Here is a 15,895-nt window from a genome sequence, read left to right on the forward strand (position 1 = left end):
ACACCATAGTTAGAGGATGTTTGAAAAGTCATGATTGATGTATTAAATATTTTTTACCCCACCCTAACCCTCCCCTTGTAAAGGGGAGGGAACCGAATTTTTCTTGTTTCCCCCCAATACATCGGGGGGATTAAGGGGGGTAATAATGTGATTAAAAGCACAACAAACAACTTTTCAAACATCCTCTTAAACAGACGTACTAATGACGGAGTATTTAGTGCCGACATGAGGGCGTTTAAGCCCCGTAACATTATTTTTTGTTAGGGATGCTTCAGCATATTCCTATTGCAGCTAAGTTTGCCCTTAAGTTATCATTCTTAAAAAGAATACGGTTGGTGTTAAGGATTTTTGGTGAGTTTTGGTAGTGTGTAGAGACACTGTTATTTAGCCTATAACTTAGATTTCCCCAGCAGTACTAAGTTTAGCTTTAATATGTGTATCTTAACTGGTGAAAACAGGTTTGAAGATGAACAATATTCATTAGACTTCTCTCTTCTTTAATGCCACTATCAGAATCAAGAGCAAAGGTGAAAATTTATATTTTTTTCTCTTTTTACCTTTCACCTTTCTCTTATTCCTTAATTCCCTCTCCTCTCTTCTTTGCTCTTTTAGGAGCATATTTCTGCTGAAAAAATGCTGTTTATTATATACTATACGTTTGGCGGATACGCTGAGCAACACAGACTGGGGATGAGATTGGTAAATATACAATCCTTGTCCCTTGGCTACTAAACACTGTCGATTCAATACTTTTCAAGTTTTTTGTATCACAAGGTAATGATATGGAAAAATATATATGTATTGGCATTTTTTCCACTCAAACTGAGGCAGAAAATGCTGTACTGGAATTACATGAAGTAGGTTTAGATGTAAACAACTTATCGATTTTTAGTAAGGTTTTCCAAACACGTGATTTTTTTAACTGGAAAAATATTGCCAAGAAAGGAGCAACAGAAATTGGGTGCTGGGGAACCGTTTTAGGTACAGTGTTAGGTACGATCGCCGGGGCTGAATTCCTATTAATTCCTGCAATTGCTCCGATTATTGTTGCCGGACCAATTTTTGGTTTGCTTTTGGGAGCTGTAGAAGGTTTGGCTTTGGGAGTGGCTGTTGGTGCATCAGTAGGATGTTTAACAGGCGCACTGTTTGGGGAACTGGAAATTCCCATGTACGAAAACGAAATCATAGCAGGAAAATTTGCTTTGATGACGAAAGGAACGTTAAAAGAGCGAGAAAAGGCGTTACAAGTCCTTAAGGACGCTGGGCATAACATTTATGAAGTAGTGACTGTTTAAGGCTACTTATAATTTATGGAATAGGAAGGGATTGCCAATGCATTGGGTAGCAACCACTTGGAGCGAGTCGTCGATTAAAGCTCGGAGCAGTCAGCCGTCAGAGGTTAGCTTTAAACTAGCTGTTCAGGTGAAAAATTGTCCCTGCTGTTCCCATCGACTGTTGCAGCATATTCGTAATAACCGTGTGTACTGGTTCTGCCGAAGTTGCTGGCAAGAAATGCCCTTGCCTTATCATCGCTCATATAATGAGGGGGCAGAAGATCGACAAACCTTTCCTTCGGGACACTCTGTGAACCCGTAGCGTCTCCCGCCTTGATTGTTCAAGCTACCAAATATCGCACGACTCGACTTTGAGCTAAACTCGAGGGTGCTAACTGACACAAGATTAAGCCGGATAGTACTCTTATTGTTACTGCCAAACACTCTGTTGTGCAACTAGATGCCAAGGACAAGAAGGTGGGAGTATGTCAATGCAGTTAAGTTTGTCCTTAAGTTATCCATCTTCAATAGACATAACTTTACATAAATGACAAACTTAGTAATAACAAACTTCAGTTCGTTAGGACAATTATGAAGACTATCACCTATAGTACACCTAAGTTTTACTTTTCAAAAAGACTACCGGATTGTTGTATTGACTTTATATAATACGAACTCTTCGAGTATGGTTTTAGATTCTTATACCTCTATGTGAAAACTGCTATAACTAAGTAAGTGGAATTACCTACAGTGTCTTCCGTGTTAGCCACCTCCCTGTAACCATTACTCCGCTCCAACTAAATTAAAAAATAAAAATCATTTTTAATTCATGATTTTTATTTTGCTTGAAGGGAGCGATGTTGGTTTGGCAAGATCAATAAGGGGTTGAACAAACCTGTAATAAAGTTGTAGATTATAGCTGAGAATATTTGCCACAGCCAAAGGTCGTTTAGAGAAAAAATTTTCACTATGTGCTATAGACTTGTTTTGCTTTAGATATGGAAAAAAATGTGAATATATGTATAGTTGAGAGTAAAAAGTTGTAAAGTTATAGTAGTATTAATTTCAGGCAGAAGAATAGATATACAATACTTAACCTAAAGGATTTATTGATGTTTCAAAAGCTACATTATTCTGCTTAATTTCTAAAATGTCTTTTGTAGTTACATTAAATTAGTTGTAGACCAAGATATTCTGGAAAACAGTTTAACGAATCATAGAACAGGAAGTTATCCAAGTCCCTCTCATTTAGGCAGATTCATTAAATCATCTCTCAAAGGCTTGAAAACCGTGATAGAGCGAGCTATTAATTGACTACCCGCTGTAATACTGTATTACACTCTTAGGACTACTTTAATAGAAAGGACATATGAAGGTAGGGTGCATTATGTCTAGTTCTTCTACTTTGCCTGTCTATTCTCTCTTGCCATTGCAGATTGAGTCCGTTGTCCGACAGTTACTTCAAGAGAGTATGGCCGATCCCTGGGGGCATATCTCATTCGGTATTTACGACACAACCTGTGCCTTGCTTCTGCCGCCTGCCTTGCAACCAAAGGGTAATCTGGAATTTGTATTACACAATCAGAATGGTGATGGTAGTTGCGGCGATCCCAGTGTATATTGTATTGGAGAGCATTCCATTTTTGCAAAAATACTCTACGGGCTAGAAGCCTGGGGCTACGCAAGCAAAGCCTACCTCTGTAGGCTTTTAGCTTATGTAGGTAGGCTAAGTTCGTGTAACCGCACCCTTCCAAGGTGTGAGTTGCGAAATTAGAATACTTCATTGTATTGTGCCGAATCTAGCTGCAACAGCAAGTCTCCTTTAGAAGACCAATTTTGTTCTCGCGCCAAGGATTTAACGCAACGTCTAACTTTTAGGATATTGGTTGAACTTTAAAGATTTGTTGGAGAATACCTATGGGTTAACACTCCTGAGTAGTAATAAACGATCCGTATTAAGTACTTTCATGCTCTAGGACTAATGTCCCTTAAAAAAGTACTTTTGTGCTTTAGGACTAATGTCCCTTAAAAAAGTACTTTTGTGCTTTAGGACTTTAGAAATTATTTACCAAGAGTGCTTCTCTTGCGAGTTAAGTGCCTACTACAGATAAGTTTCACATTGCCTTTCAACGCAAAACATCATCCAGAGTAGTTTTACTTTGCATCTTGCTATGAACACATACCATACAGTTAACAAAACACGTTTCTTTTGGCTTAGCATACAGAAATCTTTGAGAATAACGCAGCCGCCTCCAGATATAAGGCGTTTGACGCGATTCAGCACAGCAGCTCATCTGCATATGCCATCAGTAGTGACATCTATATATAATGCGTGTGATGTCAAGGGGGTTGATGGTAGGTTTCCTACTGCGATCGCTGCTATGTTGAACCACTCGCGAACGCCACTACAGTGTTCAATTGCCTTTCTAGCTGATACCCCATAACTAACACACAAGTAGGGCTGATTGTCAATCTACGTGCATTTACCTTTACCAATTATGAGTTCTACAGATTATCCTATCAAGACGAGTGCGACTAAAAAATTGGAACAAGACACCGTTGTTTCATTCGCACCAGATCGTGCTAAGCACCGAAAGTATTCATCTCACTCTTCCATTCCTCGTGCGGATGTCCATTTAAATCCCTCGTTGGATATCTTGCCTTCCCCTAGCAGCCAGCAATCTACCGCTATCTCGGTAGCTTCTGTAGTAGTCAAGATGCTGGAAGAGATGGGAGTGCAATACGCGTTTGGTGTTTCGGGAGGTGCGATCGCACCCCTCTGGCACGCACTACAACACAGTTCCATACGCGTACTGCACTTTCGTCATGAAGCGGGTGCAGCTTTTGCAGCTACCGAGGCTTATTTTGCGAGCGATCGTCCAGTCGTCGTATTCACCACAGCAGGTCCGGGGATCACGAACGCGTTAACCGGTTTATTTGCTGCACGCTGGGAGGGCGCTAAGGTGATTTTTCTGTCGCCTTCCACCTCAGCACCGCAACGCGGACGGTGGGCTTTCCAAGAAACCAGCGCTTACACTATGCCCAGTGCCGGAATTTTTACCTCGGGAGATCTGTTTCATTACGCAACTACTCTTGAATGTAGTGATGAACTCCCAGAGGTCAAAAGACGGCTGGCGAAAGGCTTAGCCCAACTGGGTGGCTTTGTCGCATACTTGAATATCCCTACCAACATCCAAACAAGTTCAGTCGCGAAATCGTTGCCACGAGTGACTCTCTCTGTTGCTCCCCCAGCCGCCAGTGAAGAAACTATTTCAGAATGTGCGCGGTTGTTATCGGAAGGATCATTTGCTATTTGGGTTGGCTTTGGTGCGCGGAATGCAGCGGTGGAGATTCGCCAGCTTGCAGAGAAGACGGGGGCAGCAGTGATGTGTTCGCCGCGCGGCAAGGGCATTTTTCCCGAAGACCATCCTCAATTTGTGGGGATCACAGGCTTTGCCGGACATAAGTCGGTTCTAAAGTATATGCAGGAACACCGTCCTTTACGCGTGCTGGTGTTGGGAACGCGCCTTGGTGAGTGGACTTCTTTCTGGAGTCCTACGATGGTTCCCTCACGAGGGTTCGTGCATATCGATATAGATCCAGAAGTTCCAGGAACTGCGTATCCATCTACCAAGACGTTTGCTATTCAGTCCGACGCAGGAATGTTTGTGAAAGAGTTACTGAAGTATTTCCCGAAGCGTCAAAGACGGTCAAAAATCCAGTTTTTGCCGAGACCCTACCGTGTAGCAATCAATCCACGTGCGGATGGTTTGGTACGACCCGAGGTACTGATGAATGTAATGCAACGGCTAATAGTCGAGGGGAGTGATGCGGTAGTGATGGCTGAGGGGGGGAACTCGATGGCTTGGGGAATTCACCTATTGCGATTTGCTAAACCAAGCCGTTTTCGAGTCACAACCAGGTTCGCGTCTATGGGTCATTTCGTCACGGGTGTTGTAGGTGCCGCACTGGCACACAATGGTAAGGTAGTTGCTATCGTCGGAGATGGTGCCATGCTTATGAACAATGAGGTAAGCACGGCTGTGAAATACCAGATTCCTGCCGTTTGGATTGTGCTCAATGACGGGCGCTATAATATGTGCGACCAGGGAACAAAGATGCAGGGGTTCAAGGACATGGATGTAGAGATTCCGCAGGCGGATTTCGTCAAGATTGCTTGTGGTATGGGAGCCGAAGGCATCCGTGTTGAAAGGGAGTCTGACATTCTAGCAGCGCTGGAGAAAGCAATGACCGCGACTGGTCCGTTCGTTGTTGACGTGGTCATTGACCCGACACGACCTGCACTGATTGGAGGTCGTATTGAAAGTCTGATTTCGCAAGGCGCTACAAATTCCTGAGAGGAGGTTTTTTATGGTGCATGACCCAGTCGGTATTCGCTCGCTCGCCGTGAGTTTTCCAAGCATCAAACGTACAAACGACTACTACAGAGAAAAATACCCGGAACTAGTTGCTCAAGCGGAGCAAAAAAGTTTGGCAAGGCTGTTTTCGCTCGCTGGCTCCGCCCCCATCAACGAGTTTGACCAAGAGATGGTACCCTATCTATCAGACCCATTTCGCGGCACCGTTGAACGATGTGTGCTCAGTCCGGACGAGTCATCGCTGATGCTGGAAGAGCGTGCGGCTCGTGATGCCCTCGACGCGGCAAAGCTTACTCCCGAAGAACTCGATCTCTTGCTCGTCGCCTCGATCTGGCCTGAACAAATTGGATTTGGCGATGCTGCCTTCCTGGCTCGTCAATTGGGTTTGCAGGGTGCTGCCTGGAATCTCGATGCAGCATGCGGGGTTACTCCGGTTGCGCTTCAAACTGCTTGTGCCCTAGTACGCACGGGAGAGTACCGCAATGTGCTGGTGGTTATTTCGTGTAGTTACTCTCGCTTTTTCGATGAAGACGATACCCTCTCATGGTTTATGAGTGACGGTGCCGGAGCTTTTGTGGTCGGTTCACTCAAACCGAACCAGGGCATCCTCGGTACAAAGACCATTCATACTGCTACTCTATGTGACATTTTTTTTGCTAAACTCACTCCAGATAAGCACGGCAATCCGCGAGTGCATATGCAGATGGGCAAAGGCGCAAACAAGGCGATTCGCGAAACGGCCGTGGAGCAACTGCGTACGTGCTGTGAGGGCGCTGTTGCCGCGGCCAATATAACTATTGAGCAAATCGACTTTTTTATTTTCAATACATCCACTGCTTGGGGGGCAAGCTTCTGCACGCACGTACTAGGCATTAACCAAGAACGTACAATCAACCTCTACCCTCAGTTTGCAAACATTGGACCAGTAATCACGGTAGGCAATCTATACTTTGCTGCTCAGTTAGGCAAAATTCACGAAAATGACCTGGTTCTCGTCTATGGCTTAGGTGCAGCTGGTGCTTCCTCTGCAAGTGTGATGCGTTGGGGTGATGTGGCGCTAGGTCCTGTTTTACATCTCAACGAACCTGAGGAGGCAGTGAAAAGTTCCTTAGACATCAGTTTCGCTCTTTGTTAAGTAGATTTACCAAGATTTAAAACATATCTAGAGCGCCGGTCCAGTAGAAGTGCTTGACGTAAAACGCAAAATATGGGGGTTATTAAAATCGGCGATTTTGGCGTTATGTTTTAATGTGATCGCTAAAAACCGAACCCAAATACTTAGTCCAAAATCAGCGTTTTTACACAATACACATAATACCGTTTTTGTCAATATATATTAGTGGACCGGCGCTCTAGTAGTTGACTAAGACATTCCTACACACTCAGTTGTATGTACCCCAGACAAGTTTTTGTTCTAAGACGAAGTCCATTCGACAACTGCTACTCATAAGCTAATCAGAGAATTAGCATTTTCAGTGCTCTTGCCAGTGCCTGTCCCCGAATCTTCCATTGTTTTAGGAGTGTTGGCGTTTGGTGCTTTAGGTGCAGTATCGCGAAGGAAACGCAAATAGCTATCAGTTAGTGCAAAACAGAGAAATCAAAAGGAGCACACGCATGATAAGTCAATTGTATGGGAAAGTCGCGCTGGTCACTGGGGCTTCATCAGGCATTGGTCGGGCGACAGCACTGGCGTTTGCACGCGCTGGAGCGAAGGTTGTGGCTGCTAGCCGTCGAAGCATCGAGGGGGAGGAAACTGTACGCCGCATACTAGAGGTAGGAGGTGAGGCTATTTTCGTCAAGACCGATATATCAAATACTGCTGAAGTCGAGACGCTGGTCAACAAAACCGTAGATATTTATGGTCGTCTGGACTGCGCTTGTAACAACGCCGGGATCGGGGGGGTGTCTAGCTTAATCATCGATATGTCGGAAGAGGACTGGGACTGTCTAGTTGACGTAAATCTCAAAGGAACATGGCTTTGCCTCAAGTACGAACTCAGGGCGATGCTCAAACAGGGCTGCGGCGCGATCGTGAACATAGCTTCCGTCGCTGGTATTGTTGGTTTTGCGGGCTATGCTAGCTACTGTGCTACCAAAGGCGGAGTCATTGCCTTAACCCGAGCAGCAGCGATAGAGTATGCCAAGGAAGGCATCCGGATCAATGTTGTAAGTCCTGGTGCTATCGAGACCGATATGCTGGCTACTCACTCCGCAGATGTGCTAACTCAACTTACGGCAAAGCATCCCATAGGACGCACCGGCAAGCCAGAGGAGGTGGCAAAAACTGTGGTGTGGTTGTGCTCGGATGCGGCTTCCTTCATCACGGGGCACAACATGATGATTGATGGAGGATATACCGCACACTAAGACAGGTGAGATGGAAGTGCGAGTGACGAGTTTTGTATAATCTCACTTGCTTTAAAAATATCTGTTTTGCCAAAAATTAAGTTGCGGCATAAATTATATCACATTCTAAGCTTATTGCAAATTTTGGAACATGGACAAACAACATGGATTGTGTTGAATGATTGCTGGCAATTTGATATGGGAGGTCTTATGCAAAAACTCAAACTTAGCATATTTCACTAAACGAATTGCAGCCAAATGGTTACAGTAACCCTGATAAGGAGAAGTTGGATGAACCAAAACGCTTTTGTTACCATTCAGAAACCAAGGACGGATGAAAAGCTATTGTGGAATATTATTAACTCTGGAAATGTTGGATATAAAACCTTCCTCGTTGCCTATGATCTCAAAATCTTTCCTCTTCTCGCTGAAAAACCACGGACGCTAGCAGAAGTCTGTGAGGCGTTACAAATTAACTGCCGTCCGGCTGAAGCGCTCTTAACGATGAGTGTATGTATGGGGCTTTTGCAAGTCAAAAATGATTGCTATTCGCTCACCTTGTTTGCGGAAGATTATCTCCTCGAAAGCAGTCCAACGTATTTAGGCGATTTCTTAGACTTTGCGATAACCAACGACTATGTGTTCTCGTTTGAGAACATAAAGAAAGCTGTACTTACCAATTCCTCACAGGTTTACTCTGGTGATAAACTCTTCCAGACTCATCAAGAGCAGGCTGCCCTAGCACGTGCTTTTACCTATGCAACACATAGTCGTAGTATGGGAGCGGCGCTAGCTTGGCCGGAAGTTATTGATTTGTCAGGACACAGGTTTTTGCTGGACATTGGTGGAGGCTCAGGTGTTCATAGTATTAGCGCGACGTTGAAATGGTCAAACTTGCAAGCTCTGATTATTGACCTCGCTACTGTATGTGAAGTAGCACAAGAGTTTGTGACGCACTACGGTTTACAGAGTCGCATCAAAACACAGGTGAGCAATATGTGGAGTCAGCCCTTCCCAGCAGCCGATATCCACTTCTATGCTGATATATATCATGATTGGTCACTAGAGCAAGGCCGTTTTCTCACTCAGAAAAGCTTCGAAAGCTTAGAGCCAGGAGGTCGCATTATCATACACGAAATGCTTTATGATGACCAAAAAGCAGGTCCTTCCGCCGTTGCTGCGTATAACATTGCTATGCTATTGTGGACAGAGGGTCAGCAATATTCAGCTCGTGAGTTGTCAGCAATGCTGATAGAGACGGGTTTCACTGATATTGAGGTTAAGCCGACCTTTGGCTACTGGAGTATTGTCACTGGCTACAAACCTTGATAGCTGCAAATCTTGATATTTAAACCTCTCCGGAAAAAAGTACTAGTACAGGTCGGCGTAAGTTAACCAAGTATTATTGTGGGAGAATAAGTAAGTAGGTAGGCAAAATAAAACCAAACTATGTAAAGATATATAAATACGGTAAATGCATCTACCGAGGTAACAAAAAGTATGGGCACCCGTCTAAGAGTATTTTTGACTTCTGAGCAAAACCAAACCCTGTTAAATCTAAGAACAGCAGATGTACCACACAAAGTCAAAGACCGAGCAGAAGTAATCAGGCTGAATGCTCATGGTTGGTACGTGGAGAATATAGCTGCTCACTTTGGTTTGACAGTTCAAACTGTAAGAGAGGTTTTGCACAAATGGGAGAAGCACGGTTTGTCAGGGCTTTGGGAGAAGCCTGGTAGAGGCAGGAAACGAAAATAGACGGAAGCTAACATCGTGTTTTTAGAAAAATGCTTAAGAGAAGAACCACGTACATACAATAGTTTTCAACTTGCTCAGAAATTAGAACACGAACACTCAATAAAGCTGAGTCCCGACAGAATAAGGCGGGTACTCAAAAAAAGGGGGTCAATTGGAAGCGAACAAGGAAAAGTCATAAGGGAAAACAAGACCCGGTAGTACGAGAGAATAAACAAGCGGACTTAGATATGCTAGAACTCTCAGCAGGTGCCGGAGAGATAGACTTAAAGTATTTAGATGAATCAGGTTTTTGTGCATGGAGTGAACCTGGTTACACATACTACTTTAAAGGCGAGCAAAAACGTGTGGAACAAACAGCACGTCGTGGTCGCAGGTTAAGCATTATTGGATTTTTACAACCATTGATAAGTTTTGTTTATGGACTTGTGATTGGAGGTATTGACCGTTGGTCATATATAAATATGATGGAACGAGAAGCGAGCGAAGCACAAGAGTTAGGGCGCATGAGGGTAATCGTGCAAGATAATGGGCCAGTACATCGCTGCAAAGAAGTCAAACAATTGTGGTCGAAGTGGGAGCAAATGGGGTTATACATGTTTTTCTTGCCTAAATATTGCTCCGAGATGAATCCGATAGAGTTGGAGTGGCAACACTTTAAAAAAGACGAATTACGTGGACAAAGTTTTGATGATGAATTAGACCTTGCTTATGCCGTGATTGATGGTATTGAAACTAGAGGAGAAAAAGGAAACTACAGTACACAACGTGTAAAATTTAACAAAAATAGTTCGGGTTAAGTTTTTGTTACATAACTATAAATTTTTCTGCCCACCTACTTATTTTCTCAAAAAAATAGCTCGTTGGTGAAGAAAATATACATTTTCAAAATATAATTATGTGACCGCTCGATAATAACGCTGGCATTCTTCAGGCAATAGATTTAGAATAAAATTTCTCTCTTGATTCCAATTAGAAATTTGTTTTTCTTCATGAAAAGTGACAAGATGAATTGATTGAAAACATTGAAAGATCCACTTCAAGGTAGGATTATCTATAGATTTCCCTAACTGATTTTTAACAGTTAATCCTGACTCATATAAAGCCAGACGTATTTGTCGCTGCACTAATTTATAGACTAACAAACATAAACCCATTATCATTGCCAATGCTTCGATTCTTTCCGGTCTTTTAAGATAAACGCTATTTGCAAAAAATGATGGGTCTTTGAGAAAAGCAAATCCTCTTTCGCATGACTGCTGTGCTTTATAAGGGGAACATATATAAAGGTTGAGAAACGAATCCTAATCCATTTAAAATCATGGCTTTCACAACGTGACCCGCACTTACTTTTTCATCTTCTTCTTTTCCCAATAAATCATTAATAATTTCTACTAATCCAATGGTATCTACTATACCTGCAACTATCCCTAAATGGTCTATGTTCTGTATAGACATCTCTTCGATATTCAACATAACAACAGAATTCTCCTAAGTAATTCTGTCTCCGTTTTTCTATATTTCTTTTGAGAAAACTTAAAATTTTCTATTTCTTTTATTTTCGTGGCTCAAGCTTGAGACGCATTGAGCGATCGCTCTTGGCACGGGAATGTGCCTCTAAATTCTCTTTTCAGGTTATTACTATAAATTCTTAATTGAGCGATTATTTTCTACTCTTTTTATAGTTTTTCTGTACTACTTTTCCTTCATCTTATTCATGTGTGACACTTAGGGTGCGGAATGAGGGATTGAAAGCGACCCAACTGCAATCAAATGGCATTTGATTATGGATTGTCTAAATACTCACCAGTCTGAATCATTAGTTCGCTTTGTTGCAGAAAAAGAAGGTTTAGATATCGACCTCGGTATCAAAGATAAAAGTGGTATCCTCAAATCAATGAAATCTCGTGCTGCCTTTTTAAGTGACCCAGCACAACGAAAGAGTTTTCCATTATACACCCAAACATTCTTCTTGGTAAGCCAGGGCGTTGCGGGGGTTCCCCCCGTTGTAGCGACTGGCGAACCCGAAGGGCTCAACCAAATTGAAATTTGGTTCAGCATTTTAGTTCGCAAGTTATTGAAGCGTGCTAGTTTCAAAAGTTTGGACGACCTCAAAAACAGAATTTTAGAATTTATTGATTATTTTAATAAAACAATGGCTAAACCTTTTAAGTGGACTTATAAGGGTAAAGTGTTGGCTATCTAATACTTGGCTTATTTACGCCGTGCTGTACTAGTTTTCTATATACTCAACCGCTCCTAAAGTTTTCAAAGTGGCAATAGTCGCCGAAGTTACACCTTTAACACCAGTGATGTTCATGCACTCGTACAATCTGGAGCTTCTCAGAGTTTTCACACACTCACCGATCTTTACATCCCAAAACTTAATCGTCGCATCCTCACTAGCACTGGCCAGGATTTGACCATCAGGACTAAAGGCAACTGACCAGATCCACTTAGTATGTCCCGACAAAGTTTTTACGCAGCTGCTTGTGCTGACATCCCAAACCTTCACCGTTTGGTCACCGCTACCGCTAGCCAGCATGCAACCATCAGGACTGAAAGTGACTGAGTATACACAATTGGTATGCCCCTGTAAAGTTTTAAGACACTGACCAGTGCTGACATCCCACAGCTTCACCGTTTGGTCACCGCTGCTACTTACCAGCGTCATACCATCAGGACTAAAGGCGACTGACCAGATCCAGTCAGTATGACCTTGCAGAGTATGAAGGCAACTTCCAGTGCCGACATCCCACAGCTTTACTTTTTGGTCATGACAACCACTGGCTAGCGTATGACCGTCCGGGCTGAAGGCAACGAACCAGATCCGTTGGGTGTGCTCCTGCAAGGTCTTGAGACATTTGCCTATGCTGGCATCCCACAACCGAACCGTTTGGTCATCACTGCCAGTTGCTAGCATAGTACCATGGGGACTAAAAGCGACTGATAAGATCCGATTACTATGTCCTTGTAGAGTTTTGAGGCATTGACCAGTGCTGACATCCCACAGCTTCACCGTTTGATCCTCACTGGCACTCGCAAGGATGCTACCATCCGGGCTAAGGGAAACTGATGTGACCCGATTACTATGTCCACGCCAAGTTTTCAGGTATTGACCCGTGCTGGCATTCCACAGGCTTATCGTTTGATCGTTACTGCCACTAGCAATCATATAGCTATTGGGACTGAAGCTGAGAGACCATATTCCATGACTATAACCTAGCAATGTCTTGAGGCATTTGCCTGTTCTAACATCCCACAACCTTACCGTTTGGTCATCACTGCCACTTGCTAGCGTCGTACCATTAGGACTAAAGGCGACTGACCACACCCGAGTGCTATGTCCCTTTAGAGTTTTGAGGCATTTGCCTGTTCTAACATCCCACAACCTTACCGTTTGGTCATCACTGCCACTTGCCAGCTGACGACCATCCAAACTGAAGGCAACTGAATTTATCAAGTCAGTATGACCCTGCAAAGTATGAAGGCATTGACCTGTGCCGACATCCCACAACCTTACCGTTTGGTCATGACAACCACTAACTAGTATATAACCGTCCGGACTGAAGGCAACGGACTGAATCCTATGGGTATGTTCCTGCAAGATCTTGATACACTTACCATCACGGATATCCCATAGCCTTACTGTATAGTCGTCATTCCCAGTCGCCAGCGTCGTACCATCAGGACTAAAGGCGACTGACCACACCCGACTACCGTGTCCCTGTAAAGTCTTAATGCACTTACCATCACGAATATCCCACAACTTTACCGTTGTGTCCTCACTGCTACTTGCCAGCATATGACCATTAGGGCTGAAGGCGGCTGACCAAGTCCCACCGCTATGCCCCTGTAAGGTAGCGAGGCAATGCCCGGTGCTAGTATCCCACAACTTCAGTGTTTGGTCATCACTGCCACTGGCAAGAACGTGACCATCGGGACTAAAGGTGACCGGCCAGACCCAGCCTGTGTGTCCCTTGCAGGTGAGCAGTTGTTTTCCATCCGCAACCTGGTACAGGCGAATCTCATTGTTAGTATCTCCCGTAGCCAGGAGTTTTCCATCAGGGCTAAATGCTACAGAATGAATACCGCCGAGAGTTTCAGCAAAAACACACTTAGCTAGATTGGCCTTTTGGAAATTTACATTGTGCAAATTCATATTCCGCAGGTCTGCTTGCCAAACAGTAAGATTTGAAAAATCATAGCCAGTTAAATCTGTTTCCAGATGACAAAGCAGATTAAGGACATTTCCTGCCGTATAACTCTGCTCCAGCGGCGATGTCTCTCGTAGCGTTGCTAAAATTTGAGTTAGCCGATTTTCAATAAGTTTTTTGCTTTTAAAAATAGCCAACAGCCCATCTATAACTGGTTTAAGAATGAGGCGAATTTGAGTCTCCCTAACATAATCTTTTGCTGTCGCCTTCATCAAGGCATGACATTTGAATAAATCAAGATTTTGAGTAGCAATCTCCTCGTAAACTTGCTCTATCAATCGATTAGTCACATACTCCATAACTACAGGTTGTAGCGTAAAGAGTGCTGCGCTTTTCTCAACTAGCGATCGCCTTACCAGAGACTCCAGTGCCTCCAGTAATTTTTGTGGTGGTACTGGTGATACAATGTCTTCTTCCAACTCTAATAGAGAAACTTGCTCGCGATTAATTGCCAACCAGTACATTATATCCTTTTCTAAACATGACAAGCGCTCAAACTGCTGGTCTAGTAGCTCACAGATATCGCCAAAAACAGTTGTTTCTTGTTGCAAAAATTTAGTAACATTACCACAAAATACATCTTGAATCGTCGTAGCAACCACCTTCAAAGCTAAGGCATTACCAGTATAGCGATCGATAAGTGTTTCGATCTCGGACTCTGAAGCAGCGATCCCCTTGAGTTTCAAAATTTCCTGCCCATCCACTGACTTCAAACCACCTACTAAGAATGAGCGCACAGGGAATGCTTCTCCTTCTAGTGATGCCACTTCTTTAGGTTTTTCCCTACTTGTCAGTACTAAGCAGCTTTGGTGACTAGCTTCTCCCACCCGTCTAAGCAGTTCCCCATACTCCTCGTATCCCTCTCGATAAAGTCCCGCTCGACTACCACTACGCAAAATCGACTCCATATTATCTAGTACCAGCAGACAACGTGAGGCTCGCAGACAATCAATCAGTCGCGACACTCTATCGCCTACGCTTTCTGGTAAAGAAGCTTCTGTTTCCTGCTCATTGGACAAAAACTGAATTAGGTTCCCCAGGATAGCTTTAATAGGGGGAGCTTCTCTTAGCGATCGCCATATAATATACTCAAAACTATATTTAATCTGTTCTGCCAGCTTTACAGACAGAGCTGATTTACCAATTCCCCCCATTCCCAACAGTGCAACTAGTTTACAGCGATCCTCAAGAATCAATTGCTCTAATTTATTGAGTTCCTCTATACGTCCATAAAAAACTGACAAACAGATTGCTTCTCCCCAATCTTGACGCTGACATTGATCGGAATGTGTATAGCTATCTTTATCCAGTTCTATATTAAAAGCTTTGAAGAAATACTCAAGTGTTTTTTTGTCAACTGCGTCGTCGCGAGACAACACTTTAGATATTGTAGCAGTATTTATTCCAATGCGTTCAGCTAAATCTTCAAGTGTATACCTGTTTCCATAATTTTCATCGACTTCAGACGCCAGTTTAGCCGCCTGAAGTTTTTGCAATCCTTGTGGCGTAAGGATAAGACCTCGTTTACGTTTCTGCTTTGGAAGATTCATTGCAAAGTCCTTCTTTATAGTTGTAACATCGCTTGCTCCCCTACGCCATTACCGTAGTTGCCATGAAGCGAAATTCAGTAACTAAAAGCACGATTTGTGGCCTAGTCTTTCGGTACAGGCGCAAATAAGTTGCTACATCCACAAGTAAGAGGGTATCACAAAAGTTCTTACAGCCGTAAGGACTTAAGCTCTACTTCGTAAAATATCTTATTTTTGTTTCCCTAGCTTCTGTCAAAAGTATTAATTTATGCTAAGCTACTATATATTCAATAATATTTTATTTTTTAGCGCAATAGGTAGTTAGGACGAACAGCCGTTCGCTCCTACTCGTCTGAAATAAGCATTATCCGTTAATATACATGATGTTTAATTTT

12 protein-coding genes and 2 pseudogenes are annotated in these 15,895 nt (G+C 43.3%); 11 read left to right on the plus strand and 3 right to left on the minus strand.

Annotation, left to right across the window (positions count from 1 at the left end):
- The first annotated feature begins 782 nt into the window (after positions 1 to 782).
- The 10 genes and pseudogenes from F7734_RS28400 (at position 783) to F7734_RS28445 (ending at position 10,554) form a co-directional block, all read left to right on the plus strand.
- Positions 783 to 1,295: a hypothetical protein gene (locus F7734_RS28400; RefSeq protein WP_155747946.1), complete on the plus strand. Its 513-nt coding sequence runs from the start codon at positions 783 to 785 to the stop codon at positions 1,293 to 1,295.
- 37 nt (positions 1,296 to 1,332) lie between these two features.
- Positions 1,333 to 1,596 (plus strand): hypothetical protein, encoded by a 264-nt coding sequence (locus F7734_RS28405; protein ID WP_155747947.1) that lies wholly within the window; start codon positions 1,333 to 1,335, stop codon positions 1,594 to 1,596.
- Between the two features lie 1,065 nt (positions 1,597 to 2,661).
- Positions 2,662 to 3,048, plus strand: a complete 387-nt coding sequence (locus F7734_RS28410; protein WP_155747948.1) for a hypothetical protein — start codon at positions 2,662 to 2,664, stop codon at positions 3,046 to 3,048.
- 397 nt (positions 3,049 to 3,445) lie between these two features.
- Complete coding sequence (locus F7734_RS28415) at positions 3,446 to 3,718, plus strand: hypothetical protein (protein WP_166482216.1); 273 nt, start codon at positions 3,446 to 3,448, stop codon at positions 3,716 to 3,718.
- A gap of 54 nt (positions 3,719 to 3,772) precedes the next feature.
- Positions 3,773 to 5,632, plus strand: a complete 1,860-nt coding sequence (locus tag F7734_RS28420; protein WP_155747950.1) for a ScyA-related TPP-binding enzyme — start codon at positions 3,773 to 3,775, stop codon at positions 5,630 to 5,632.
- 13 nt (positions 5,633 to 5,645) lie between these two features.
- On the plus strand, positions 5,646 to 6,788 hold the full coding sequence (locus F7734_RS28425; protein WP_155747951.1) for a ketoacyl-ACP synthase III family protein: 1,143 nt from the start codon (positions 5,646 to 5,648) through the stop codon (positions 6,786 to 6,788).
- Between the two features lie 385 nt (positions 6,789 to 7,173).
- The gene (locus F7734_RS63975; RefSeq protein ID WP_347566301.1) at positions 7,174 to 7,224 is read left to right on the plus strand and encodes a hypothetical protein; all 51 of its coding nucleotides are present in this window, start codon (positions 7,174 to 7,176) and stop codon (positions 7,222 to 7,224) included.
- Positions 7,225 to 7,267: 43 nt separating this feature from the next.
- A complete protein-coding gene (locus tag F7734_RS28435; RefSeq protein WP_155747952.1) occupies positions 7,268 to 8,020 on the plus strand; it encodes an SDR family oxidoreductase in 753 nt (250 codons plus the stop codon).
- Between the two features lie 270 nt (positions 8,021 to 8,290).
- On the plus strand, positions 8,291 to 9,328 hold the full coding sequence (locus tag F7734_RS28440; RefSeq protein WP_155747953.1) for a methyltransferase: 1,038 nt from the start codon (positions 8,291 to 8,293) through the stop codon (positions 9,326 to 9,328).
- A 171-nt stretch (positions 9,329 to 9,499) separates the two neighbouring features.
- Positions 9,500 to 10,554 (plus strand): annotated as a pseudogene (locus tag F7734_RS28445) (IS630 family transposase).
- Positions 10,555 to 10,650: 96 nt separating this feature from the next.
- Here the strand turns inward: F7734_RS28445 and F7734_RS28450 are convergent.
- A pseudogene (locus tag F7734_RS28450) lies at positions 10,651 to 11,025 on the minus strand (IS1634 family transposase); the annotation flags it as partial.
- On the minus strand, positions 11,021 to 11,230 hold the full coding sequence (locus F7734_RS28455) for a DUF4277 domain-containing protein (protein ID WP_155747954.1): 210 nt from the start codon (positions 11,228 to 11,230) through the stop codon (positions 11,021 to 11,023). The pseudogene F7734_RS28450 and the gene F7734_RS28455, both read right to left, overlap by 5 nt.
- A 310-nt stretch (positions 11,231 to 11,540) precedes the next feature.
- Between F7734_RS28455 and F7734_RS28460 the strand changes: the two genes are divergently transcribed.
- Positions 11,541 to 11,960, plus strand: coding sequence for a hypothetical protein (locus F7734_RS28460; protein ID WP_243147141.1), 420 nt, complete (start codon positions 11,541 to 11,543; stop codon positions 11,958 to 11,960).
- Between the two features lie 27 nt (positions 11,961 to 11,987).
- Here the strand turns inward: F7734_RS28460 and F7734_RS28465 are convergent, their stop codons facing one another.
- Positions 11,988 to 15,521, minus strand: coding sequence for an NB-ARC domain-containing protein (locus F7734_RS28465; RefSeq protein ID WP_155747955.1), 3,534 nt, complete (start codon positions 15,519 to 15,521; stop codon positions 11,988 to 11,990).
- Positions 15,522 to 15,895 lie beyond the last annotated feature (374 nt).

Source organism: Scytonema sp. UIC 10036, assembly GCF_009725235.1.

Excerpts from the sequence above, each read along its gene's own strand:
- F7734_RS28400 (WP_155747946.1), top strand. The coding sequence starts at position 783 with ATGGAAAAATATATATGTATTGGCATTTTTTCCACTCAAACTGAGGCA.
- F7734_RS28405 (WP_155747947.1), top strand. The coding sequence starts at position 1,333 with ATGCATTGGGTAGCAACCACTTGGAGCGAGTCGTCGATTAAAGCTCGG.
- F7734_RS28410 (WP_155747948.1), top strand. The coding sequence starts at position 2,662 with ATGTCTAGTTCTTCTACTTTGCCTGTCTATTCTCTCTTGCCATTGCAG.
- F7734_RS28415 (WP_166482216.1), top strand. The coding sequence starts at position 3,446 with ATGAACACATACCATACAGTTAACAAAACACGTTTCTTTTGGCTTAGC.
- F7734_RS28420 (WP_155747950.1), top strand. The coding sequence starts at position 3,773 with ATGAGTTCTACAGATTATCCTATCAAGACGAGTGCGACTAAAAAATTG.
- F7734_RS28425 (WP_155747951.1), top strand. The coding sequence starts at position 5,646 with ATGGTGCATGACCCAGTCGGTATTCGCTCGCTCGCCGTGAGTTTTCCA.
- F7734_RS28435 (WP_155747952.1), top strand. The coding sequence starts at position 7,268 with ATGATAAGTCAATTGTATGGGAAAGTCGCGCTGGTCACTGGGGCTTCA.
- F7734_RS28440 (WP_155747953.1), top strand. The coding sequence starts at position 8,291 with ATGAACCAAAACGCTTTTGTTACCATTCAGAAACCAAGGACGGATGAA.
- F7734_RS28455 (WP_155747954.1), bottom strand. The coding sequence starts at position 11,230 with ATGTTGAATATCGAAGAGATGTCTATACAGAACATAGACCATTTAGGG.
- F7734_RS28460 (WP_243147141.1), top strand. The coding sequence starts at position 11,541 with ATGGATTGTCTAAATACTCACCAGTCTGAATCATTAGTTCGCTTTGTT.
- F7734_RS28465 (WP_155747955.1), bottom strand. The coding sequence starts at position 15,521 with ATGAATCTTCCAAAGCAGAAACGTAAACGAGGTCTTATCCTTACGCCA.